This is a genomic window from Citrobacter sp. MGH103 (assembly GCF_001034475.2).
GTDB lineage: Bacteria > Pseudomonadota > Gammaproteobacteria > Enterobacterales > Enterobacteriaceae > Citrobacter > Citrobacter freundii.
On record NZ_CP073043.1, the window covers coordinates 1,474,553 to 1,496,768 of the forward strand.

The 22,216-nt window shown below is 52.4% G+C and carries 21 protein-coding genes, 6 tRNA genes and 2 other RNA genes; 15 read left to right on the top strand and 14 right to left on the bottom strand.

Annotated elements, in window-relative coordinates; translation table 11 throughout:
- Positions 1-204: 204 nt before the first annotated feature.
- From zipA to SK33_RS06955, 3 genes are all read left to right on the top strand, one after another.
- A complete protein-coding gene (gene zipA, locus SK33_RS06945) occupies positions 205-1,212 on the top strand; it encodes a cell division protein ZipA (protein ID WP_003038097.1) in 1,008 nt (335 codons plus the stop codon).
- Positions 1,213-1,283: 71 nt separating this feature from the next.
- Entirely contained in the window at positions 1,284-3,299 is a 2,016-nt protein-coding gene (ligA, locus tag SK33_RS06950) for an NAD-dependent DNA ligase LigA (protein WP_032949736.1), read from the top strand.
- A 1-nt stretch (position 3,300) separates the two neighbouring features.
- Positions 3,301-3,519, top strand: coding sequence for a DUF3820 family protein (locus tag SK33_RS06955; RefSeq protein ID WP_003038102.1), 219 nt, complete (start codon positions 3,301-3,303; stop codon positions 3,517-3,519).
- On the opposite strand, the gene SK33_RS06960 is transcribed toward SK33_RS06955, so the two are convergent.
- Complete coding sequence (locus SK33_RS06960; RefSeq protein ID WP_003038103.1) at positions 3,516-4,514, bottom strand: bile acid:sodium symporter family protein; 999 nt, start codon at positions 4,512-4,514, stop codon at positions 3,516-3,518. The genes SK33_RS06955 and SK33_RS06960 overlap by 4 nt on opposite strands.
- Before the next feature lie 89 nt (positions 4,515-4,603).
- On the opposite strand from SK33_RS06960, the gene SK33_RS06965 reads away from it, so the two are divergent.
- Positions 4,604-5,530: a LysR family transcriptional regulator gene (locus tag SK33_RS06965; protein ID WP_003038106.1), complete on the top strand. Its 927-nt coding sequence runs from the start codon at positions 4,604-4,606 to the stop codon at positions 5,528-5,530.
- On the opposite strand, the gene SK33_RS06970 is transcribed toward SK33_RS06965, so the two are convergent.
- Positions 5,521-5,862, bottom strand: a complete 342-nt coding sequence (locus tag SK33_RS06970) for a FlxA-like family protein (protein WP_003038109.1) — start codon at positions 5,860-5,862, stop codon at positions 5,521-5,523. The two genes, SK33_RS06965 and SK33_RS06970, sit on opposite strands and share 10 nt — an antisense overlap.
- A 291-nt stretch (positions 5,863-6,153) precedes the next feature.
- Here SK33_RS06970 and xapA point away from each other — a divergent pair, with 291 nt between their 5' ends.
- From xapA to SK33_RS06985, 3 genes are all read left to right on the top strand, one after another.
- Positions 6,154-6,987, top strand: a complete 834-nt coding sequence (xapA, locus tag SK33_RS06975) for a xanthosine phosphorylase (protein ID WP_003838576.1) — start codon at positions 6,154-6,156, stop codon at positions 6,985-6,987.
- Between the two features lie 56 nt (positions 6,988-7,043).
- The gene (locus SK33_RS06980; RefSeq protein WP_048218359.1) at positions 7,044-8,300 is read left to right on the top strand and encodes a nucleoside permease; all 1,257 of its coding nucleotides are present in this window, start codon (positions 7,044-7,046) and stop codon (positions 8,298-8,300) included.
- 98 nt (positions 8,301-8,398) lie between these two features.
- Positions 8,399-9,283 carry a LysR family transcriptional regulator gene (locus tag SK33_RS06985; protein ID WP_003038118.1) on the top strand — a complete coding sequence of 295 codons (885 nt, stop codon included), beginning with the start codon at positions 8,399-8,401 and terminating at the stop codon, positions 9,281-9,283.
- A gap of 136 nt (positions 9,284-9,419) precedes the next feature.
- On the opposite strand, the gene SK33_RS06990 is transcribed toward SK33_RS06985, so the two are convergent.
- The 6 genes from SK33_RS06990 to SK33_RS07015 all read right to left on the bottom strand — a co-directional run bounded on the left by SK33_RS06990 (position 9,420) and on the right by SK33_RS07015 (position 10,132).
- Positions 9,420-9,546, bottom strand: a non-coding RNA gene (locus SK33_RS06990) — RtT sRNA.
- 29 nt (positions 9,547-9,575) lie between these two features.
- Positions 9,576-9,702, bottom strand: a non-coding RNA gene (locus SK33_RS06995) — RtT sRNA.
- A gap of 29 nt (positions 9,703-9,731) precedes the next feature.
- Positions 9,732-9,807: transfer RNA gene (locus SK33_RS07000), tRNA-Lys, on the bottom strand.
- Between the two features lie 4 nt (positions 9,808-9,811).
- A tRNA-Val gene (locus SK33_RS07005) sits at positions 9,812-9,887 on the bottom strand.
- A gap of 47 nt (positions 9,888-9,934) precedes the next feature.
- Positions 9,935-10,010: transfer RNA gene (locus tag SK33_RS07010), tRNA-Val, on the bottom strand.
- Positions 10,011-10,056: 46 nt separating this feature from the next.
- Positions 10,057-10,132: transfer RNA gene (locus SK33_RS07015), tRNA-Val, on the bottom strand.
- Between the two features lie 258 nt (positions 10,133-10,390).
- Here SK33_RS07015 and gltX point away from each other — a divergent pair.
- Positions 10,391-11,806, top strand: coding sequence for a glutamate--tRNA ligase (gene gltX, locus SK33_RS07020; protein WP_032949732.1), 1,416 nt, complete (start codon positions 10,391-10,393; stop codon positions 11,804-11,806).
- Positions 11,807-11,861: 55 nt separating this feature from the next.
- On the opposite strand, the gene SK33_RS07025 is transcribed toward gltX, so the two are convergent.
- Together SK33_RS07025 and SK33_RS07030 are read right to left on the bottom strand one after the other, a co-directional pair.
- Positions 11,862-12,254 carry a MerR family transcriptional regulator gene (locus SK33_RS07025; RefSeq protein ID WP_003028279.1) on the bottom strand — a complete coding sequence of 131 codons (393 nt, stop codon included), beginning with the start codon at positions 12,252-12,254 and terminating at the stop codon, positions 11,862-11,864.
- 1 nt (position 12,255) lies between these two features.
- A complete protein-coding gene (locus tag SK33_RS07030; RefSeq protein WP_003028277.1) occupies positions 12,256-12,618 on the bottom strand; it encodes a YfeC-like transcriptional regulator in 363 nt (120 codons plus the stop codon).
- A 221-nt stretch (positions 12,619-12,839) separates the two neighbouring features.
- Between SK33_RS07030 and SK33_RS07035 the strand changes: the two genes are divergently transcribed.
- Together SK33_RS07035 and SK33_RS07040 are read left to right on the top strand one after the other, a co-directional pair.
- A tRNA-Ala gene (locus SK33_RS07035) sits at positions 12,840-12,915 on the top strand.
- Between the two features lie 42 nt (positions 12,916-12,957).
- Positions 12,958-13,033 (top strand) — tRNA-Ala (locus tag SK33_RS07040).
- Between the two features lie 144 nt (positions 13,034-13,177).
- Here the strand turns inward: SK33_RS07040 and nupC are convergent.
- The gene (gene nupC, locus SK33_RS07045; RefSeq protein WP_003028275.1) at positions 13,178-14,380 is read right to left on the bottom strand and encodes a nucleoside permease NupC; all 1,203 of its coding nucleotides are present in this window, start codon (positions 14,378-14,380) and stop codon (positions 13,178-13,180) included.
- A gap of 272 nt (positions 14,381-14,652) precedes the next feature.
- On the opposite strand from nupC, the gene SK33_RS26705 reads away from it, so the two are divergent.
- Positions 14,653-14,727 carry a hypothetical protein gene (locus SK33_RS26705; protein WP_418222155.1) on the top strand — a complete coding sequence of 25 codons (75 nt, stop codon included), beginning with the start codon at positions 14,653-14,655 and terminating at the stop codon, positions 14,725-14,727.
- Positions 14,724-15,962 carry an Nramp family divalent metal transporter gene (locus SK33_RS07050; protein ID WP_003028272.1) on the top strand — a complete coding sequence of 413 codons (1,239 nt, stop codon included), beginning with the start codon at positions 14,724-14,726 and terminating at the stop codon, positions 15,960-15,962. The genes SK33_RS26705 and SK33_RS07050 overlap by 4 nt, the downstream gene beginning before the upstream one ends.
- Positions 15,963-15,994: 32 nt before the next feature.
- On the opposite strand, the gene ypeC is transcribed toward SK33_RS07050, so the two are convergent.
- Positions 15,995-16,321 (bottom strand): DUF2502 domain-containing protein YpeC, encoded by a 327-nt coding sequence (ypeC, locus tag SK33_RS07055; protein ID WP_048218357.1) that lies wholly within the window; start codon positions 16,319-16,321, stop codon positions 15,995-15,997.
- A 137-nt stretch (positions 16,322-16,458) separates the two neighbouring features.
- Positions 16,459-17,448, bottom strand: coding sequence for an L-glyceraldehyde 3-phosphate reductase (gene mgrA / locus SK33_RS07060; protein ID WP_003839244.1), 990 nt, complete (start codon positions 17,446-17,448; stop codon positions 16,459-16,461).
- Between the two features lie 181 nt (positions 17,449-17,629).
- Here mgrA and SK33_RS07065 point away from each other — a divergent pair, with 181 nt between their 5' ends.
- The gene (locus tag SK33_RS07065) at positions 17,630-19,282 is read left to right on the top strand and encodes an alpha-keto acid decarboxylase family protein (RefSeq protein WP_048218355.1); all 1,653 of its coding nucleotides are present in this window, start codon (positions 17,630-17,632) and stop codon (positions 19,280-19,282) included.
- On the opposite strand, the gene SK33_RS07070 is transcribed toward SK33_RS07065, so the two are convergent.
- Positions 19,283-20,518: an ion channel protein gene (locus tag SK33_RS07070; protein WP_016150726.1), complete on the bottom strand. Its 1,236-nt coding sequence runs from the start codon at positions 20,516-20,518 to the stop codon at positions 19,283-19,285.
- A gap of 204 nt (positions 20,519-20,722) precedes the next feature.
- Here SK33_RS07070 and glk point away from each other — a divergent pair, with 204 nt between their 5' ends.
- Positions 20,723-21,688: a glucokinase gene (gene glk / locus SK33_RS07075; RefSeq protein ID WP_046670120.1), complete on the top strand. Its 966-nt coding sequence runs from the start codon at positions 20,723-20,725 to the stop codon at positions 21,686-21,688.
- 191 nt (positions 21,689-21,879) lie between these two features.
- Positions 21,880-22,206: a PTS fructose transporter subunit IIB gene (locus SK33_RS07080; protein WP_003028254.1), complete on the top strand. Its 327-nt coding sequence runs from the start codon at positions 21,880-21,882 to the stop codon at positions 22,204-22,206.
- The last annotated feature ends 10 nt before the right edge of the window (positions 22,207-22,216 follow it).

A 22,216-nucleotide genomic window follows, 5' to 3' on the forward strand; every position in this document is an offset into this window, starting at 1 on the left:
AGCTCTGGTAAACTTTGCGTATCTTACCGGGTTGTTGAGCGTTAAGCTGTTCAGAAATGTTCGAAAAAACAGCAAAAAGCACAATTTTATTCATCTTTATGCCGTGAAAGCCAAGAGTGCACTTGCACTTGGCGTAATCGACAAATACTCTTAGTGAGTAAATGTTTGCCGTGGTGGCAAGGTGTTAGAACAACAGAGAATATAATGATGCAGGATTTGCGTCTGATATTAATCATTGTTGGCGCGATCGCCATAATCGCTTTACTGGTACATGGTTTTTGGACTAGCCGTAAAGAGCGGTCTTCTATATTCCGCGATCGCCCACTGAAACGCATGAAGTCTAAACGTGAAGACGAGGATTCGTTCGACGACAACGTCGAGGAAGACGAAGGCGTGGGCGAAGTTCGCGTTCATCGTGTGAATCATGCTCCCGGTAACGCGCAGGAACATGGTGTTCCTCCTCAGTCGCCGCAACACCAGTACCAGCCGCCTTATGCTTCGGCTCAGCCGCGTCAACCCGCGCAGCAGCCTGCACAAGCGCCGGTACCGCCGCCGCATGCTCAGCCGCAGCCTGTACAACCGCAGCAGCCGGTGCAACATCAGCCTGTTCAGCAACAACCTGTACAGCAGCCGATGCAGCATCAGCCCGTTGCTCCGCAGGTTCAGCAGCCCGTGCAGCAAGCACCGCAACCTGCGCCGCAGACTTTCCAGCCCGCAGAGCCTGCCGTTGAACATCAACCGCAGCCTGAGCCGGTAGTTGAAGAAGCGCCTGCTGCTGAAAAACCGCAGCGTAAAGAAGCGGTCATTATTATGAACGTTGCGGCGCATCACGGTAGCGAGCTCAACGGTGAAGTGCTGCTCAATAGCATTCAGCAAGCCGGCTTTAAATTTGGCGATATGAATATTTTCCATCGTCATTTGAGCCCGGATGGCAGCGGTCCGTCGCTGTTCAGTCTTGCCAATATGGTTAACCCAGGAACGTTTGACCCCGAAATGACGGGTGATTTCAGCACCCCTGGCGTAACTATTTTTATGCAGGTTCCGTCCTATGGGGACGAGCTGCAAAACTTTAAGCTGATGCTGCAGTCCGCACAGCACATCGCCGATGAAGTGGGTGGTGTGGTGCTTGACGATCAACGTCGCATGATGACGCCGCAGAAACTGCGCGAGTATCAGGACCGCATCCGCGAAGTTAAAGAATCTCGCGCCTGATTCTCCTTTGGCGTGACATCTCCTTGCTAAACCCCCGCCTGTCGGGGGTTTTTTATCATTGATGGTGCGATATGGAATCAATCGAACAACAACTGACAGAACTGCGAACCACGCTTCGCCATCATGAGTATCTCTACCATGTGATGGACGCGCCGGAAATTCCCGATGCGGAATACGATCGTCTGCTGCGCGAACTCCGCGAGCTGGAAGCGCAGCATCCGGACCTTATTACCCCTGACTCGCCAACCCAACGCGTTGGCGCCGCCCCGTTAACGGCGTTCAGTCAGATTCGCCATGAAGTGCCGATGCTGTCGCTGGATAACGTGTTTGATGAAGAGAGTTTTCTCGCTTTTAACAAGCGCGTACAGGACCGACTGAAGAGTACGGACAAACTAACCTGGTGCTGTGAGCTGAAGCTTGACGGGCTGGCGGTGAGTATTCTCTATGAAAACGGCGTGCTGGTTAGCGCCGCAACGCGCGGCGATGGCACCACCGGGGAAGACATTACCTCGAACGTGCGCACCATTCGTGCGATCCCGTTAAAACTGCGCGGCGATAACATTCCGACGCGTCTGGAAGTGCGCGGCGAGGTGTTCCTGCCGCAGGCCGGGTTTGAAAAAATCAACGAAGAGGCCCGCCGTACTGGCAACAAAGTGTTTGCTAACCCGCGTAATGCGGCGGCTGGGTCATTACGCCAGCTCGATCCGCGTATCACTGCGAAGCGACCGCTTACTTTCTTCTGCTATGGCGTTGGTGTGCTGGAAGGTGGTGTGTTGCCCGATACCCATCTGGGCCGTCTGCTGCAATTTAAAGAGTGGGGATTGCCGGTGAGCGACAGAGTGGCGCTTTGCGACTCTCCGGAGGAAGTACTTGCTTACTATCATAAGGTTGAAGAAGACCGACCGACGCTGGGATTCGATATCGATGGTGTGGTGATCAAAGTCAACTCTATGGCCTTGCAGGAACAACTGGGTTTTGTTGCCCGCGCGCCGCGTTGGGCGGTGGCCTTTAAGTTCCCGGCGCAGGAGCAGATGACCTTTGTCCGCGATGTTGAGTTTCAGGTTGGACGTACAGGGGCGATTACGCCTGTCGCCCGCCTTGAGCCAGTTCAGGTTGCAGGGGTGTTGGTCAGTAACGCCACCTTGCACAATGCGGATGAAATTGAGCGTCTTGGTTTGCGTATTGGCGATAAAGTCGTCATTCGCCGTGCGGGCGATGTCATCCCGCAGGTAGTGAACGTCGTGCTTTCCGAGCGCCCGGACAATACCCGCGAAATCGAGTTTCCCACCCACTGTCCGGTATGCAACTCTGACGTTGAGCGTGTGGAAGGCGAAGCGGTTACTCGTTGTACCGGAGGTTTAATCTGCGGGGCACAGCGGAAGGAATCATTGAAACACTTCGTTTCCCGCCGTGCGCTGGATGTCGACGGCATGGGCGACAAAATTATCGATCAACTGGTCGAGAAAGAGTATGTCCATACGCCAGCGGATCTCTTCACGCTGACCGCAGGTAAGCTGACCGGTCTTGATCGCATGGGGCCGAAGTCGGCGCAAAACGTAGTGAATGCGCTGGAAAAAGCGAAAGAGACCACGTTTGCCCGTTTCCTCTATGCGCTGGGTATTCGTGAAGTCGGCGAAGCGACGGCTGCAGGTCTGGCGGCATATTTCGGCACGCTCGACGCGCTGGAAGCCGCCTCTGTTGAAGAGCTGCAAAAAGTGCCGGATGTCGGCATCGTGGTGGCGACCCACGTGTTTAATTTCTTTGCCGAAGAGAGTAACCGCGAGGTGATCGTCCAGCTTTTGGAGCAGGGGATTCACTGGCCAGCGCCGGTGGTTATCAACGCTGAAGAAATCGACAGCCCCTTCGCGGGTAAGACGGTGGTGCTGACCGGGAGCCTGAGCCTGATGTCACGCGATGATGCCAAAGCACGACTGACCGAGCTGGGGGCAAAAGTGGCCGGTAGCGTGTCGAAGAAAACCGATCTAGTGATTGCGGGGGAAGCGGCGGGCTCTAAACTGGCAAAAGCGCAGGAGTTGGGCATTGAAGTGATCGACGAAGCTGAAATGATCCGCTTACTGGGTGCCTGAGATGGAAAAAGAGCAGCTGGTTGAAATCGCCAATACCGTGATGCCCTTTGGCAAATATAAAGGGCGTCGGCTGATTGATGTACCGGAAGAGTATCTGCTGTGGTTTGCCCGTAAGGATGAATTCCCGCCGGGCAAGCTCGGCGAACTGATGCAAATCACGCTGCTGATTAAAACTGAAGGGCTGACGCAACTGGTGCAGCCCCTGAAACGCCCGCTTTAAGCCTTTGCGGCGCGGCTTTTCTGCTGCGCCTGCAATGCGTCCGTCTGTTGCTTGTAGCGACGTGCCAGCACCGCACAAACCATCAACTGAATTTGATGGAAGATCATCAGCGGCAGCACCATCATTCCTATCACTGACGTCGGGAACAGAATATTTGCCATTGGGATCCCATTCGCCAGGCTCTTTTTCGATCCGCAAAAGACAATGGTGATCTCATCGGCTTTGTTGAAGCCGCATTTACGCGCAACAAAGACGTTGATGCCAATCACGATTGCCAGCAATACGATGCTGACCACCACGATAAACAGCAGTGAGCCAATCCCCACTTTGTGCCAGATCCCGTTAACCACGGCTTCACTGAAGGCGGAGTAAACCACCAATAAAATGGATGATTGATCCGTTTTTGCAATCCATTTTTTATGTCGGGACACCCAGTTACCAATCCACGGACGCGAAAGATGTCCCAGTACGAACGGCAGCAGCAGCTGCAGCATGATTTTCCCCACCTGCTCCAGGCTGCCTTCTGCGCCATGCATATTCATTACCAGGCCAACCAGCAACGGTGAGAGAAAAATACCCAGCAGGCTGGAGGCCGAAGCGGAACACACGGCGGCGGCAACATTACCCCCCGCCAGCGACGTAAAGGCGATTGCCGACTGCACCGTGGCTGGCAAAATACACAGGTACAGAAAACCGGTGTACAGCATCGGATCAACATTAACTGGTGCCCACCAGGCGAACAGAACGCCCAGCACCGGGAAAACAACAAACGTGCTGCACATCACCCACAGATGCAAACGCCAGTGACTACCGCCGGCAATAATTGCCTCACGAGAGAGCTTGGCCCCGTGCATAAAAAACAGCAGGGCAATGGCAGCGGTAGTTAAGCCTTCAAAGAAAGGCACAAAGCCACCTTCGGCCGGGAAAAAGGACGCCAGTAATACGACCGTAATCAACGTAATCGTGAACGGATCAAGGATACGAAAAAGTTTCATAAAAGCTCCTGAAATTCAGTAGCAACATTTTGCGTTTTTCCATTTGAGAAATAAAATTGATTTATTGCATCCATATATGAATCGAATAGATGAATTACTCTCTGCGTCAGTTGCGTATCTTTGTTACCGTCGCCCAGGCCAAAAGTTTTAGCCGGGCGGGGGATATCATTGGCTTAAGTCAGTCTGCGGTCAGCCACAGCGTTAAAGAGCTTGAAGGGCAGACGGGTGTGCGGTTGTTAGATAGAACAACGCGGGAAGTGGTGCTGACGGAAGCGGGGCACCAGTTGGCGGCGCGCCTGGAACGTATTCTGGATGAACTGCACAGCACGCTGCGTGAAGCAGGCCAGGTGGGGACACAGTTAACCGGAACGGTGCGTGTTGCCGCCAGCCAGACAATCTCTGCTCACCTTATTCCACAGTGTATTGCCCAGAGTAATGAGCTTTATCCTGCGATCGATTTTGTGCTGCACGACAGGCCCCAGCAGTGGGTGCTGGAAAGTATTCGCCAGGGAGAGGTGGATTTTGGCATTGTGATTGATCCCGGAGCGGTGACCGACCTGCAATGTGAAGCCGTACTGTCCGAACCGTTCCTGCTGCTGTGTCGCCAGGATCATCCGTTAGCCCAACGTGAGTGGGTGAACTGGCAGGATTTGTATCACGAACGTTTGGTGTTACAGGATTACGCTTCCGGTAGTCGACCGCTGATCGATGCGGCGTTGGCCCATTTTTCCATTGATGCCAACATCGTTCAGGAGATTGGTCATCCCGCCACGCTGTTCCCGATGGTGGAGGCGGGGATTGGCATCAGCGTACTGCCCGCACTGGCGCTCCCCTTACCACAGGGCAGTCACTTGCAGGTTAAGCGCCTGACGCCGGTAGTTGAACGGCAACTGATGCTGGCTCGACGTAAAAACCGCTCTTTATCAACCGCGGCTCAGGCGCTGTGGGACGTGGTGCGTATGCAGGCCAGTGAATTAACCGCTGGTCGTGCCCGTGATCCGTTGTATCAGATATAAATATCGACCTGATGTTGGTCGGAAGCCGTGTTGATGCCCTCAGCTTTTCTCTGATCGGCGCTTTGCTTTTGCTGTGACTCCTCGGCCTGCCGTCGCAACAGTTGAGCCAGCTGTGCTTGTAACATCTTGATTTGTGTCTGAATAAGTTCCTGCTGTTCGCGCTTCTGCTCAACACTGCCACTACTATTGGGAATATCTTTGAGCTGCTGAGTTAGCTTGGTTATCTTTTGGGTGACTTGTGCAATCTGAGCGGAGATGTCATTCCCGGCTGGGGCTTTTCCACCACCACTACTGCTTTGAACAGTTGGGGTGGAAACGTTAATCGTTGTCATACGGATTCCTCACGCCATAAAACATGAGTATCGGCATTAGTGAACAGAACTTCAGTTACAATATGGCGGAGCGGAGTTTAATAATAAAAGTTCCAAATCTTCATGTATCTCTATTCCTGTGCCATTTCTGGCCCGAAAAAAATGTGATTTCAGGCTGGTTTAGGGCGACTCATCGATACCGATTTACTATCGGTTGTCGGGATAAACGGTATTGGTAATCGATTGCGTAGTCTCGCTATAACAGTGCGGTACGCGACATTATTTTCGACTACTCAGTATTAAGGATATCTCATGAGTCACTCTCTTTTCTCGCAAAATCCCTGGTATAGCGCCGACATCATTCGTAGTTACAAACCCGATTTCACCCCGCGCGTAGCCTTTATTCTTGGCTCTGGCCTCGGTGCTCTGGCGGATCAAATCGAGGATGCAGTGGCCATCTCTTACGAAAAATTGCCGGGATTCCCTGTCAGTACTGTACATGGTCATGCCGGTGAGCTGGTGCTGGGAAATCTGGCGGGTATTCCGGTGGCTTGTATGAAAGGGCGTGGGCATTTTTATGAAGGTCGCGGCATGACGGTGATGACCGACGCCATTCGCACCCTGAAGCTGCTGGGCTGCGAACTGTTATTTTGTACTAATGCCGCAGGTTCTTTGCGCCCCGAAGTCGGACCAGGTAGTCTCGTTGCGCTTAGCGATCACATTAATACGATGCCAGGTACACCAATGGTCGGACTAAACGATGAGCGTTTTGGTGAGCGATTCTTTTCGCTGGCGAATGCCTATGATGCTGACTATCGTGCGATCCTGCAAACCGTCGCCGCAGAAGAAGGGTTTCCGCTGAGCGAAGGGGTGTTTGTTTCTTATCCGGGACCGAACTTTGAAACGGCGGCAGAAATCCGCATGATGCAAATTATTGGCGGCGACGTGGTGGGGATGTCGGTGGTGCCTGAAGTTATCTCTGCGCGCCACTGCGGTCTGAAAGTGGTTGCGGTGGCTGCCATCACCAACCTGGCTGAAGGTTTGGGAGATGTGAAGTTATCTCACGCACAGACGTTGGCTGCAGCGGAACTCTCCCGGCAGAACTTCATCAATCTTATCTGTGGCTTCTTGCGCAAACTGGCCTGAATAATTAAAACATGACCCCGCTTGCGGGGTCTTACTTTATGGCAAGGAACGGAAAAATGGGTATCGCATCTCGCTTAAAGCTCATGTCGTTTTTGCAATATTTCATCTGGGGAAGCTGGCTGGTAACCCTGGGTTCTTACATGATTAACACCCTGGATTTTACCGGCGCGAATGTGGGTATGGTCTACAGCTCGAAAGGGCTGGCAGCGATTATTATGCCGGGCATTATGGGGATCATCGCCGATAAGTGGCTGCGTGCAGAGCGCGCTTATATGCTGTGCCATCTGGTGTGTGCTGGCGTGTTGCTGTACGCCACAACCGTTACCGATCCACAGACTATGTTCTGGGTAATGTTGGTTAACGCGATGGCGTATATGCCGACGATTGCGTTATCGAACAGCGTCTCATATTCATGCCTTGCACAATCGGGTCAGGATCCGGTCACCGCGTTCCCGCCAATTCGTGTATTTGGCACGATAGGTTTTATTGTGGCGATGTGGACGGTCAGCTTAATGGGGCTGGAGCTGAGCAGCGCACAGCTTTATATCGCTTCAGGCGCATCGCTGCTGCTGGCTCTGTATGCGCTGACGTTGCCGAAAATACCGGTTGCAGGGAAAAAAGAATCCGCCACGCTGGCCAGTAAACTGGGGCTGGATGCGTTTGTTTTGTTTAAAAATCCGCGTATGGCAATTTTCTTTTTGTTTGCCATGATGCTGGGGGCGGTGCTGCAAATCACCAACGTCTTTGGCAATCCGTTCCTGCATGATTTTGCCCGTAACCCTGAGTTTGCCAACAGCTTTGTGGTGAAATATCCCTCCATTTTGCTGTCGGTTTCTCAGATGGCGGAAGTGGGTTTTATCCTCACTATTCCATTCTTCCTTAAACGCTTTGGCATTAAAACAGTGATGCTGATGAGTATGCTGGCGTGGACGCTGCGCTTTGGCTTCTTTGCCTTTGGCGATCCGTCTCCGTTTGGCTTTGTGCTGCTGCTGATGTCGATGATCGTATACGGCTGCGCGTTTGATTTCTTCAACATCTCCGGATCGGTATTTGTCGAGCAGGAAGTTGACTCAAGCATTCGCGCCAGCGCCCAAGGGTTGTTTATGACGATGGTAAATGGCATTGGCGCGTGGGTGGGTTCAATCCTGAGCGGGATGGCGGTGGACTATTTTTCTGTCGATGGCGTCAAGGATTGGCAAACTATCTGGCTGGTGTTTGCCGCTTACGCGCTGGTCCTGGCGGTTATCTTTGCATTGTTCTTTAAATATAAGCATGAGCCTGAACGACTGGCGCAGAAATCACTGGCACATTAATGCTCCTTTAGCGGCGGGTTCTGATACCCGCCGTTTCATTTTCTGCGATGCAATGTGGTAACTTTGCGCATTAATCTTCACTCAGGAGCGCATTATCCATGGAACGCACGCACCGCATCGATCTGAAGTTACTGCGTTATTTTCTTGCCGTCGCAGAAGAACTGCATTTTGGACGCGCTGCTGCTCGCCTGAATATGTCGCAACCGCCCCTCAGTACGCATATTAAAGAGCTGGAACAACAGCTCGGCACGTTGCTATTTATCCGTCATTCCCGCAGCGTGGCGTTAACCCACGCCGGAAAAATTTTGATGGAAGAATCGCGCAGACTGTTATCCAGTGCTAATCAGGCGCTGGCACGAGTGGAACAGATTGGTCGCGGTGAGGCAGGGCGAATTGAGCTAGGCGTCATTGGTACCGCAATGTGGGGAAAAATGCGTCCGGTGATGCGGCGTTTTCTGAAGGAAAATCCCAACGTCGAGGTGCAGTTTCGCGAGAACATGCCCGCAATGCAGATGACGATGCTGGAAAGACGTGAACTGGATGCGGGGATTTGGCGCATGGCTACTGAACCCTCTCCCGGATTTACCAGCCTGCGCTTACATGAGTCCTCATTTTTAGTGGCCATACCAGAAGAACATGCTCTTACCGCCTGTGAATCCGTACCGCTGGAAGCGTTGAGAAATGAATATTTTGTCACGATGCCCTCCATTCATACCGACTGGGCATTTTTGCAGCGAGTTTGCCTGAGCGCTGGATTTTCCCCGATGATTATCCGTGAGGTGAGGGAGCCGCAAACGGTGCTGGCGATGATCAGCATGGGGATTGGGATTACACTGATTGCCGATAGCTACGCCCAGATGAACTGGCCTGGAGTGGTATTTCGACCGTTAGAGGAACGTATTCCGGCGGATTTGTATATTGTGTATGACCAACAGCAGGCGACACCCGCGCTAGAGAAACTGGTAGCGGCATTGACGGTATGACGTCTGTGCCGGATGGCGACTAACGTCTTATCCGGCCTACGTGTGCGGTATCGTCTGTAGGCCTGATAAGCGTACGCATCAGGCAAGTGTATAAATCGCAGATAGCAAAAAGGCGCCGCCAGCGCCCTTTTTACATTGGTGGGTCGTGCAGGATGACTCGCTTCGCTCGCCCTTCGGGCCGTCACCGTAACCGGCTCCGTTGTTTCGCTGCGTTCAACACCGAACCTGCCGCAGGTTCGAATCTTACAAATCGCAGATAGCAAAAAAGCGCCTTTAGGGCGCTTTTTTACATTGGTGGGTCGTGCAGGATGACTCGCTTTGCTCGCCCTTCGGGCCGTCGCCGTAACCGGCTCCGTTGTTTCGCTGCGCTCAACACCGAACCTGCCGCAGGTTCGAATTTTACAAATCGCAGATAGCAAAAAGGCGCCTTTAGGGCGCCTTTTTACATTGGTGGGTCGTGCAGGATTCGAACCTGCGACCAATTGATTAAAAGTCAACTGCTCTACCAACTGAGCTAACGACCCGAAGTGGTGGGTGATGACGGGATCGAACCGCCGACCCCCTCCTTGTAAGGGAGGTGCTCTCCCAGCTGAGCTAATCACCCACTTCGGTACTTCAATTTTATTGTAAGAAATCCAGCTGGCGAGAAAGTGGTGGGTGATGACGGGATCGAACCGCCGACCCCCTCCTTGTAAGGGAGGTGCTCTCCCAGCTGAGCTAATCACCCACTTCTCAATTTCTTACTCTACACGGCGGAGACTACATAAAGTAGTTGGTGGGTGATGACGGGTTCGAACCGCCGACCCCCTCCTTGTAAGGGAGGTGCTCTCCCAGCTGAGCTAATCACCCCCGCTGTGTGGAGTCGCATTATAGGGAGAGTTGAAAATGAGTCAACGCATTTTCTAAAGAATTTGTTCGTTCGTCGTAAATTTAAACAAAACGATCGCAAATCAATCCATGCAGCATGATTTGTATACGAAAATGGCAAAGCGTGATGTTCCAACCTGAACAACATTGAGGAATCAGACCACAGTGATAGAATACGAGCCTGATAATCTTCCCAGGATTTGCCGGTTGTCGGCATCTTTATAAACGTAAGGCCATTTCATGAAAATCAAAACTCGCTTCGCGCCAAGCCCGACAGGTTACCTGCACGTCGGTGGTGCGCGTACTGCTCTATATTCCTGGCTTTTTGCACGTAACCATGACGGTGAGTTTGTGCTGCGTATTGAAGACACCGATCTCGAACGCTCCACTCCGGAAGCTATTGAAGCCATTATGGATGGCATGAACTGGCTGAATCTGGAATGGGATGAAGGCCCGTACTTCCAGACCAAACGTTTTGATCGCTACAACGCCGTGATTGATGAGATGCTGGAAGCCGGTACCGCGTATAAATGTTACTGCTCCAAAGAACGTCTGGACGCGTTGCGTGAAGAGCAGATGGCAAACGGTGAGAAGCCTCGTTACGACGGTCGCTGCCGCCACGGTCATGAACATCATGCTGCTGATGAACCATGCGTGGTGCGTTTTGCCAACCCGCAGGATGGATCCGTTATTTTTGATGACCAGATCCGTGGGCCGATCGAATTCAGCAACCAGGAGTTGGACGATCTGATCATCCGCCGTACCGACGGTTCCCCGACCTACAACTTCTGTGTGGTGGTCGACGACTGGGATATGGAAATCACTCACGTTATTCGTGGTGAAGACCATATCAACAACACTCCGCGTCAGATAAACATCCTGAAAGCGCTGAATGCGCCGGTACCGGTTTATGCACACGTGTCGATGATCAACGGCGACGATGGTAAAAAACTTTCTAAACGTCACGGTGCGGTCAGCGTTATGCAGTATCGCGACGACGGTTACCTTCCGGAAGCGCTGCTGAACTATCTGGTGCGTCTGGGCTGGTCCAGCGGCGATCAGGAAATCTTCACCCGTGAAGAGATGATCAAACTGTTCTCCCTTGGTGCGGTGAGCAAGTCTGCCAGTGCGTTCAACACCGAAAAACTGCAGTGGCTGAACCATCACTACATTAATGCGCTGGCACCGGAATATGTGGCAACGCATCTGCAATGGCACATTGAGCAGGAAAATATCGATACTCGCGTCGGCCCGCAGCTGTCTGAGCTGGTTAAACTGCTGGGTGAGCGCTGCAAAACGCTGAAAGAGATGGCGCAGAGCTGCCGTTACTTCTACGAAGATTTTGCTGAGTTCGACGCGGACGCCGCAAAGAAACACCTGCGTCCGGTAGCACGTCAGCCGCTGGAAGTGGTTCGCGATAAACTGGCTGTTATCAGCGAGTGGACGGCAGAAAACGTGCACCACGCGATTCAGGCGACCGCTGATGAGCTGGAAGTGGGGATGGGTAAAGTTGGGATGCCGCTGCGCGTAGCCGTAACCGGTGCGGGTCAGTCTCCGGCGTTAGACGTCACAGTGCATGCGATTGGTAAATCCCGCAGCATTGAGCGTATTAATAAAGCGCTGGCGTTTATTGCTGAGCGTGAAAGCCAGCAGTAAGATCGGTTGAGCGATGAAACAACGGCAGGAGCGCATCCTGCCGTTTTTTTGCCTGTTATTCAGACTCATCAATACCCAGACGGGTAAGGAAAGTGCGAATACCTTCGCGAGAAATATACATTGCCAGCTTTTCTTGTTCCGTTGGGGACATGTTGTCCAGTGCGCTAATTATTTGGCGACAGGCGTGGCTACGCACCACGTGGTTGTATTCTGCCAACGGTTCCTCTGCCTGATAAATTTCAGGTACTTTGCGAAAAGCCGGAATATTGAGCAGAAACGTGCGGACGCTGGAGTCGATATGAATCAGCCTTGCACGACCCCCTTTAACGCCGGGAAACTTTTCGGTGGTCCAGTTTTGTTCTCTGATCCAACGATTGACGGTTTGTTTGGCAACTCCGAGACAGTCCGCCAGTTCTTCGGTCGTCATTTTGCTGCGTAATTTTTTCATATTATTTGTTGTCGCGGATCCCTAAGCGTTGTAATAAACCCGTAATGCCTTCACGCAGGATCAGTGACGTAAACATTTTCTGTTCTGACGGAGTCATCTCTTTGGCGAGCCTAATCAGTAGAGCTTCGATAGAGGTATCGCCTGATAACGATAAATTATCTGATAAACCTTCGGCTGAACGCTCAGCACTGCGAATGTATTCACGAACTTGTTCGGTGACGTGAACCAGACGCGCTTTACCGCCCTGTACGCCTGGTTTTGGTGATGTAGCCCAACCCTCCTTGCGCACCCATTTATTGATGGTCTGTCGGCTGTATCCGGTCAGATTAGCAAGTTCTTCTGGCGTCATCCGTTCCTTGAACATAACGATTCCCTGAATAGTCGTGGGGTTAATTAGTGGCTCATTTTATAGCACCATTTTAGTAGAAACCGTGACGCGTTTAACTACTGAATGCGAGTTGTTACGCAATGTTCTTCATTTGACTGCTTTTTCAGCGATTGAATTCTATGAGTTAATTTTGCCGTTGACACACGCGAAGGGAATTCATATGATGCCGCCCGTCAACTCGACAAGCTTTACGTAATGGGGCTATAGCTCAGCTGGGAGAGCGCTTGCATGGCATGCAAGAGGTCAGCGGTTCGATCCCGCTTAGCTCCACCAAATTTTATCCCAACGAATTTGGTATATACGTAAAAGCATCGTGGGGCTATAGCTCAGCTGGGAGAGCGCTTGCATGGCATGCAAGAGGTCAGCGGTTCGATCCCGCTTAGCTCCACCAAAATTTAAACCCTCGCTGAAAAGCGGGGGTTTTTTGTTTCTGCATCCTGTCGATTCTTACCGATATCTCTCCGCTCTGCTGAATAGCAGGCATAAAAAAGCCGGGGAAATTCCCCGGCCTCATCACTACGATGTTGTCTTACGCTTACAGCACCAGTGCCGCGATAGATGCAGACAGTACGCTCACCAGCGTAGAGCCGTACACCAGCTTCAGACCAAAGCGGGAAACTACGTTACCTTGCTCTTCGTTCAGACCTTTAATCGCACCGGCGATAATACCGATAGAAGAGAAGTTAGCGAAGGAGACCAGGAACACAGAGATGATGCCTTCAGCGCGCGGAGAGAGCGTAGAGGCGATTTTCTGCAGGTCCATCATCGCAACGAATTCGTTGGAAACCAGTTTTGTCGCCATGATACTGCCCACCTGCAGCGCTTCGCTGGACGGTACACCCATTACCCATGCAACCGGGTAGAAGATGTAACCCAGGATGCCCTGGAAGGAGATGCTGTAGCCAAACCAGCCGGTCACGGTGGCAAACAGGGCGTTCAGGGCAGCGATTAACGCGATGAAACCAATCAGCATCGCCGCAACGATAATTGCCACTTTGAAACCCGCCAGGATGTATTCACCCAGCATTTCGAAGAAGCTCTGACCTTCATGCAGGTTAGACATCTGGATATTTTCTTCGCTGGCATCAACGCGGTAAGGGTTGATCAGCGACAGCACGATAAAGGTGCTGAACATGTTCAGTACCAACGCCGCAACAACGTACTTCGGCTCCAGCATGGTCATGTACGCGCCGACGATAGACATGGAAACGGTAGACATCGCCGTTGCAGCCATGGTGTACATACGGTTGCGAGACATTTTGCCGAGAATATCTTTATAGGCGATAAAGTTCTCGGACTGACCCAGGATCAGAGAGCTGACGGCGTTGAAGGATTCCAGCTTGCCCATACCGTTCACTTTGGAAAGCAGGTAACCAATTGCGCGGATGATAACCGGCAGCACACGGATATGCTGAAGGATACCGATCAGGGCGGAGATAAAGACGATAGGGCACAGCACTTTCAGGAAGAAAAATGCCAGGCCTTGATCATTCATGCTGCCGAAGACGAAGTTCGTCCCCTCGTTGGCAAAACCGAGCAGTTTTTCGAACATTTCGGAGAAGCCTTTTACGAAGCCCAGGCCGACGTTGGAGTTCAGGAAGAACCACGCCAGTAACACTTCAATAACAAGCAGTTGAATAACATAACGAATGCGAATCTTTTTACGGTCACTGCTTACCAGCAGCGCAAGGATCGCAACAACGGCCAATGCCAATACAAAATGAAGGACGCGGTCCATATTTGCTCCAAATATGAGGCAGGTTTAGTTTTCGTGCACATTCTATGTAACAACCATAAAGAAAACGAGATCAAACACACACTATAATAAGGACCTGTGACGAGATTCAAAATTAGTGATCGGTGATACACTTCCGTTATGCTTAGTATCGAAGTGAAAAGTTATGTCATTGTGCTAATCTATAACAATAATTAAACATCTTACCGTTTATCCCAGAATCCTTATCGATCCATAGACAAACACTATCAGAGAAATCAACTTCACCCATTAAAATGAAGTTGATAATCATTCTCAATAGGCGTAGCTTGAAACATAGCAAAGGCTATGTTTCTGAGGCACTAAAATGACTAACGATCGCGTTGAGAGTAGCAGTGGACGGGCAGCGCGCAAGTTGAAGCTCGCATTAATGGGACCTGCGTTCATCGCGGCGATCGGCTATATCGATCCGGGCAACTTCGCCACCAACATCCAGGCAGGGGCCAGCTTTGGCTATAAACTGTTGTGGGTGGTGGTCTGGGCAAACCTGATGGCGATGCTGATCCAGGTGCTATCGGCAAAGCTTGGCATTGCCACGGGTAAAAACCTGGCGGAGCAAATTCGCGATCACTATCCTCGTCCGGTGGTGTGGTTCTACTGGGTGCAGGCCGAAATTATCGCCATGGCGACAGACCTTGCTGAATTCATTGGTGCCGCGATTGGCTTTAAGTTGATCCTCGGCGTGTCGTTATTGCAGGGTGCCGTGCTCACCGGTATCGCGACTTTTTTGATTCTGATGTTGCAGCGCCGCGGGCAAAAACCGCTGGAAAAAGTGATTGGCGGCTTGCTGCTGTTTGTGGCTGCGGCTTACATTGTGGAATTGATCTTTTCCCAGCCGAACTTCGCGCAACTTAGCAAGGGGATGGTTATCCCGAGCCTACCTAATTCCGAAGCGGTGTTCCTCGCCGCTGGCGTGCTCGGTGCGACTATCATGCCGCATGTCATTTATCTGCACTCTTCCTTAACCCAGCATCTGCACGGCGGAACACGTCAACAGCGCTATGCGGCCACGAAATGGGATGTGGCTATCGCCATGACGATTGCCGGATTTGTCAATCTGGCGATGATGGCGACGGCTGCCGCTGCATTTCATTTTAGCGGGCATACCGGTATTGCCGATCTCGATCAAGCGTATCTGACACTTGAACCGCTGTTGAGTCACGCTGCGGCGACAGTGTTCGGTTTAAGCCTGGTGGCTGCGGGACTTTCCTCTACCGTGGTCGGTACGCTGGCGGGGCAGGTGGTGATGCAAGGGTTTATCCGTTTTCACATTCCGCTTTGGGTTCGCCGTACGGTCACCATGATGCCATCCTTTATTGTGATTCTGATGGGATTAGATCCAACGCGTATTCTGGTGATGAGCCAGGTGTTGCTCAGTTTTGGTATTGCACTGGCGCTGGTGCCGCTGTTGATTTTCACCAGCAACAGTCAGCTGATGGGCGATTTGGTGAATACCCGATGGGTAAAACAGGTAGGCTGGGTGATTGTTGTGCTGGTGGTGACGCTCAATATCTGGCTGTTGGTAGGAACTGCACTCGGTTTGTAAAAACAAAAGGGCCCACAGGCCCTTTTGTTACATTAATGGTGGTGTCCGTGACCACGCCCGCGACCGCGGTGGTCGTCACGGTCATTCCAGCCTTCACGGTAGCCGCGCTCATAAGCTTTGCGTTTATCCCAGCCCCGATGATAGCCATTGTCATGACGCCACCAGCGATTTTTACGCCACTCATAGTTATTGTGCCAGTAATCCCGGTCGCGCCAGCGGCCGCCATCCCAGTAGTTACCGTAGTTATCGCGATCGCCAATTTGCAATTTTATTGATGGCAGCAGGGTGATTTCGCCAGCGTTCGCGGACAGCGGTGTAAAAGCCAATAAGACTGCCGCCAGAATCAGTGACCTGAACATGTTTTCTCTCCTTCACGATCGAGCCGTAGCCGGCCTGTTAACGTAATATTACGGGGCAGTAAAGCCCCGTTTCATCGCCTTAACTCTTAAATCGTAAGTGAGAGCACTTTTTGTTAATAAATGTGTCTTTATTTCAATCAACTCAGGATAGCATCAATCTCCGCGCACTCTTCAGACGTAAAGTGACGGTTTGCCAGCATGCCGACAGCGTCTTCAATCTGCGCCGTTTTACTCGCGCCAATCAGCACTGACGTGACTTTGTCATCCCGTAACACCCATGCCAGCGCCATCTGGGAAAGCTTTTGCCCGCGTCGTTCTGCCAGCGCATTCAGCGCCCGCACCTTCTCCAGTTTCTCTGGCGTAATTTGATCCGGGTTCAGGAAACGGCTGCCGCTTGCCGCACGAGAATCCGCAGGAATGCCGTTCAGGTAGCGGTCGGTTAACTGTCCGCCAGCCAGCGGTGAGAAGGCGATGCTGCCGACACCTTTTTCCTGTAACAACGACAGCAGACCGCCTTCGACCCAACGTTCAAACATGGAATATTTGGGCTGGTGAATAAGGCATGGCGTACCTAAATCGTCGAGTATTTCAATCGCCTGTCTGGCAAGATCTGCTGGATAGTTAGACAACCCGACGTACAGGGCTTTGCCCTGACGGACGATGTGATCCAGTGCGCGCATGGTTTCTTTGAGCGGTGTTTCAGGGTCGGGGCGATGGTGGTAGAAAATATCGACATACTCCAGTCCCAGGCGCTTCAGGCTTTGATCGAGACTGGCAATCAGATATTTGCGTGAACCCCAGTCACCGTAGGGACCTTCCCACATGGTGTAGCCCGCTTTAGTGGAGATAATAAGCTCATCTCGCCACGGTAAAAAATCTTCCTGCAGGATCCGACCAAAATTCCGTTCTGCCGAACCCGGCGGTGGACCATAGTTATTTGCCAGATCAAAATGGTTGATCCCCAGATCGAATGCGCGCTGTAATAATGCCCGACTGTTTTCGACCTGTGTGGTATCGCCAAAATTGTGCCACAAACCCAGCGAGACAATCGGCAGTTTAAGGCCGCTCTGACCGCAGCGGCGGTACTCCATTGTCTGATAACGATTTTCATCTGCGTGATAAACCATGTCACCCCCTTCCACAATGCGTGTGTCTTTCAGTGTATACGGTTACACCGTCTATTCTTCAATGAATTTTTACCGCCAAAACTGTAAATCCTGCTTTCCACCCCTTCACAGCGACTTTCCTGGACAGTCATCACAGTTCTTCGATACTCAACATGAGGTTACCGTCAGAAGGATAGCTGTCATGCAAACCCCGTATTCCGTTGCTGATTATCTGCTGGACAGGCTGGCAGGCTGTGGCGTCGGCCATCTCTTTGGTGTGCCTGGCGATTATAATTTGCAGTTTCTTGACCACGTGATTGAACATCCCAACGTATGTTGGGTCGGGTGTGCGAACGAGTTGAATGCGGCTTATGCGGCAGATGGCTATGCACGGGTCTCTGGGGTAGGGGCGCTGCTCACCACGTTTGGTGTGGGCGAGTTAAGTGCGATTAACGGTATCGCAGGAAGTTATGCGGAATATGTTCCTGTTTTGCATATTGTTGGCGCGCCCTGTCGCGGTGCACAGCGTCGTGGGGAGTTGATGCATCACACGCTGGGTGATGGTGACTTTCAACATTTTTACCGTATGCAGCAGGCGGTGACGACGGCGAGCGCGGTACTGGATGAACAAAACGCCTGTTATGAAATTGACCGCGTGTTGCGAGCAATGCTCATCGAACGCAGGCCGGGCTATCTGATGTTACCTGCTGATGTGGCAAAACAGCCCGCCACACCACCGAATGACATCCTGATTGTTCCTCTGAGCGAGCCGGAGAGCAGTGTGGCAGAAGCGTTTCGCTACCATGCCCGTGAACGATTGTTGGACAGCCCACGCGTTGCGCTGCTCGCGGACTTTCTCGCGCTACGTTTTGGTTTGCAGCCGGTTTTACAGCGCTGGATGGCGGAAACGCCGATGGCCCACGCCACGTTGTTGATGGGCAAAGGGCTGTTCGATGAACGTCATCCTGCGTTTGTTGGCACATACAGTGCCGGAGCCAGTAGCGATTATGTTCGTCTGGCTATCGAAGATGCCGACACGATATTTTGTGTCGGCACACAATTTGTCGACACCCTGACCGCCGGGTTTACGCAACAGCTACCGCAGGAGCGCACCATTGATGTTCAGCCACATGCCTCACGGATTGGAACCAGCTGGTTTAACATCCCGATGGAGCAGGCGGTCACCACATTGCGGGAGCTGTGTCTGGAAATGTCGTTTTCACTGCCGCCAGAACGTCCGCCAGTTGCGCGCATTCAGGCTGAGAAGGGGCCTCTGACGCAGGAAAACTTCTGGCATACGGTGCAGCAGTATCTGGCGCCTAATGACATTATCCTCGTCGATCAGGGAACCGCCGCCTTTGGCGCGGCTGCGCTCTCGCTACCCGGCGGGGCGGAGGTGCTCGTTCAGCCTCTGTGGGGATCGATAGGCTATGCGCTACCGGCGGCATTCGGCGCGCAAACGGCCTGTCCGGACCGTCGGGTGATCCTGATTATTGGCGATGGCGCGGCGCAGCTCACCATTCAGGAGCTGGGCTCCATGCTCAGAGACGGGCAATCACCCGTTATTTTACTCCTCAACAATGACGGCTATACCGTGGAGCGGGCCATACACGGGGCAAATCAGCGCTATAACGATATCGCCGCCTGGAGCTGGACGTTGGTGCCGCAGGCGTTTAGTCGTGAATGCCAGGCGGAATGCTGGCGGGTGAGGCAGGCGGTACAGCTGGAGGAAGTTTTGGCCAGGCTGTCCCATCCGCAACGATTGTCGTTAATTGAGGTAGTGCTACCGAAAGCCGATCTTCCTGAATTATTGCGCACGGTGACCCGTGCGCTGGAATCTCGCAACGGCGGATAGCTATTTATCAGGGCGTTCAGCGACCATCAACGGCTTGCCTGCCAGCAGCAGCCAGGCGGGCAGCATGACGATGCACAGCAGCGGCAGCAGGGTGGTATCTGGTACCACCACTGCTGCCATAAACAGGCTCAGCCAGGCGTCGCGGGTGACGACCAGCACCAGCCCGAGGATAGAGCAAGAAACCGTGATGGCAGCCGGCACCGCTTCAACATGGGCGTGCAGCATCAGACCCAAGGCGACACCAACGAATACCGCCGGGAATATTCGCCCTCCGCGAAAACCACTCGCTGCCGCAACTACTAACGCCGCCAGCTTAATTACGGCGAGCATGAAATAATCCGATGTCCCCAGCGTTTGGCTAAACGCCATCTGCTGCATTTCGTCCAGTCCCTTAAACAAGGTAAGCGGCCCGCCGATAACACCCAAAATTCCAAGGATAAAACCGCCTGCCCCGAGGATCAGTACCGGGTGTTTTAATCGATGCATTAAATGGTGCAAACGTGGCAGACACCAGACGGCTACCATTCCGGCAGCAATAGCGATTGCGGCAACAACCGCGCCGCTGAGGATATCGATCAAGTGCATCTGCGTGTAGTGCGCGATGGGCAGTGAAAAATGGGGGTGAAAAAACAGGCTGGTGGTTAGCGAACCCGCGGCCGCGGCCATTAACGGCGCGAACAGGCGATCCCACAAGGGCACATCGTTTGAGCTATTCAGCGTTTGCGAAAATATCAGCGCAGCGGCAACGGGGGTGCCAAATAGCGCGCCGATGGTGCCGGCAGAGGCGAGAATGGTCCAGTCCAGTTTCGCAATGCGGGGAAACATGCGGCTACCAAGTGCCACTGCCAGAGCGATATTTACGGTCATGATGGGGTGTTCCGGACCCAGACTGACGCCACCCGCGAGGCCAAGGATTAGCGCTGCCAGCAGGCCCGGTAGTGCTGACGTTGGCACCGGCATACCAATTAACGGTTCACAGGCCGGATCCGGACCTGCGTGACCATGGCTGTAACGGATAACTAACCCGACCATGATCCCCGTGAGCGTCAGCATACCGATAATCCAGACCGGAGAGTCCTGGGCTATACCGATGCTAACAGGCAGACGTTCCCACAAAAACTGCTGTAAAACGGAAGCCACTTTCATCACAACGATCAACACCAGGCTGGACGCTATGCCAATGATTAGCGCTGGGGTTGATAGCAAGAGCATCGTTCTGGCTCGCGGATGGAGCATTTTCTATTCCTTAAAACAGAGTCATAGACATAGTTTGCACAGCCTGCCTGACGACATCGCTGCAAATGGTGCTGAAACGATAAAGTAATTGTGTGATCTGGATCGATTTTCCACGGGCATCAGCCTTCAGACCGTTGTTGTTATGTCCCCATGAATTTACAGTGTGGCAAAGATTTAATCTGACTTTAGCGGAGCAGTGGAAGAATGACAAAATATGCTTTAGTAGGGGATGTTGGCGGCACCAACGCGCGTCTTGCTCTGTGCGATATTGCCAGCGGCGAGATTTCGCAGGCAAAAACCTATTCCGGGCTGGATTACCCTAGTCTGGAAGCCGTGGTGCGCGTGTACCTGGATGAGCATAGCGTCAGCGTCGAAGATGGTTGCATTGCCATTGCCTGTCCGATTACTGGCGACTGGGTGGCAATGACCAACCATACCTGGGCATTCTCTATTGCTGAGATGAAAAAAAATCTGGGCTTTAGCCATCTGGAAATCATCAATGATTTCACCGCCGTGTCGATGGCGATCCCGATGCTGAAAAAAGAGCATTTGATCCAGTTTGGTGGCGCGGAACCTATTGAAGGTAAACCGATAGCCGTCTATGGCGCAGGAACCGGGCTCGGTGTGGCGCATCTGGTGCATGTGGACAAACGCTGGGTAAGCCTGCCCGGTGAAGGCGGTCATGTAGATTTTGCGCCTAACAGCGAAGAAGAAGGAATTATCCTTGAAGTCCTGCGCGCCGAAATTGGCCATGTTTCCGCAGAACGTGTGCTGTCCGGTCCGGGGCTGGTGAATCTGTATCGCGCCATCGTCAAATCAGACGGGCGGTTGCCGGAAAATCTGCAGCCGAAGGATATCACCGCACGGGCGCTGGAAGATTCCTGCATTGACTGTCGTCGGGCGCTGTCGCTGTTCTGCGTCATTATGGGGCGTTTTGGTGGCGATCTGGCGTTAACCCTTGGGACGTTTGGCGGTGTGTACATCGCCGGTGGTATCGTACCGCGCTTCCTCGACTTCTTTAAGGCTTCAGGCTTCCGCGGTGGTTTTGAAGATAAAGGCCGTTTTAAAGCCTACGTGCAGGATATTCCGGTGTACCTGATTGTGCACGATAATCCTGGACTACTTGGCGCAGGTGCGCATTTGCGTCAGACGCTGGGCCATATTCTTTAATTCTTCAATCAGAAATCTGCAAAACCGCGTAAATCACGCGGTTTTTTTATGCCTGCCGCCCACCTTTCCGACCTTCGTCACACTTCCTGATTGCTGGATTATTTGTCCAGTAAAAGCATTATTTGTCTGATAACGGTTGTTACTTTCCTCGGACCATAATTTCACTCGTTAACTATTACGAGGAAATAATTATGAGCAAAAAATTAATTGCCGTCTGCGCGTGCCCAATGGGGCTGGCCCACACCTTTATGGCGGCTCAGGCGCTGGAAGAAGCCGCGGTTGAAGCCGGTTATGAAGTGAAAATCGAAACCCAAGGCGCTGACGGAATACAAAATCGCCTGACGGCGCAGGATATTGCTGAGGCGACGTTAATCATCCATTCAGTTGCCGTAACTCCGGAAGATAACGAGCGTTTTGAGTCGCGTGATGTCTACGAAATTACGCTACAGGACGCGATAAAAAATGCTGCCGGCATCATTAAAGAGATCGAAGAGATGGTTGCCGCTGAACAACAATAATCATCGACAG

Bases quoted from the DNA above. Each gene is read 5' to 3' on its own strand.
- glk (WP_046670120.1), top strand. From the start codon at position 20,723: ATGACAAAATATGCTTTAGTAGGGGATGTTGGCGGCACCAACGCGCGT.
- SK33_RS06965 (WP_003038106.1), top strand. From the start codon at position 4,604: ATGAATTACTCTCTGCGTCAGTTGCGTATCTTTGTTACCGTCGCCCAG.
- SK33_RS07080 (WP_003028254.1), top strand. From the start codon at position 21,880: ATGAGCAAAAAATTAATTGCCGTCTGCGCGTGCCCAATGGGGCTGGCC.
- SK33_RS07050 (WP_003028272.1), top strand. From the start codon at position 14,724: ATGACTAACGATCGCGTTGAGAGTAGCAGTGGACGGGCAGCGCGCAAG.
- xapA (WP_003838576.1), top strand. From the start codon at position 6,154: ATGAGTCACTCTCTTTTCTCGCAAAATCCCTGGTATAGCGCCGACATC.
- ypeC (WP_048218357.1), bottom strand. From the start codon at position 16,321: ATGTTCAGGTCACTGATTCTGGCGGCAGTCTTATTGGCTTTTACACCG.
- SK33_RS06960 (WP_003038103.1), bottom strand. From the start codon at position 4,514: ATGAAACTTTTTCGTATCCTTGATCCGTTCACGATTACGTTGATTACG.
- SK33_RS06985 (WP_003038118.1), top strand. From the start codon at position 8,399: ATGGAACGCACGCACCGCATCGATCTGAAGTTACTGCGTTATTTTCTT.
- nupC (WP_003028275.1), bottom strand. From the start codon at position 14,380: ATGGACCGCGTCCTTCATTTTGTATTGGCATTGGCCGTTGTTGCGATC.
- SK33_RS07025 (WP_003028279.1), bottom strand. From the start codon at position 12,254: ATGAAAAAATTACGCAGCAAAATGACGACCGAAGAACTGGCGGACTGT.
- mgrA (WP_003839244.1), bottom strand. From the start codon at position 17,448: ATGGTTTATCACGCAGATGAAAATCGTTATCAGACAATGGAGTACCGC.
- ligA (WP_032949736.1), top strand. From the start codon at position 1,284: ATGGAATCAATCGAACAACAACTGACAGAACTGCGAACCACGCTTCGC.
- SK33_RS06955 (WP_003038102.1), top strand. From the start codon at position 3,301: ATGGAAAAAGAGCAGCTGGTTGAAATCGCCAATACCGTGATGCCCTTT.
- SK33_RS06970 (WP_003038109.1), bottom strand. From the start codon at position 5,862: ATGACAACGATTAACGTTTCCACCCCAACTGTTCAAAGCAGTAGTGGT.
- zipA (WP_003038097.1), top strand. From the start codon at position 205: ATGATGCAGGATTTGCGTCTGATATTAATCATTGTTGGCGCGATCGCC.
- SK33_RS07070 (WP_016150726.1), bottom strand. From the start codon at position 20,518: ATGCTCCATCCGCGAGCCAGAACGATGCTCTTGCTATCAACCCCAGCG.
- SK33_RS07030 (WP_003028277.1), bottom strand. From the start codon at position 12,618: ATGTTCAAGGAACGGATGACGCCAGAAGAACTTGCTAATCTGACCGGA.
- SK33_RS06980 (WP_048218359.1), top strand. From the start codon at position 7,044: ATGGGTATCGCATCTCGCTTAAAGCTCATGTCGTTTTTGCAATATTTC.
- SK33_RS07065 (WP_048218355.1), top strand. From the start codon at position 17,630: ATGCAAACCCCGTATTCCGTTGCTGATTATCTGCTGGACAGGCTGGCA.
- gltX (WP_032949732.1), top strand. From the start codon at position 10,391: ATGAAAATCAAAACTCGCTTCGCGCCAAGCCCGACAGGTTACCTGCAC.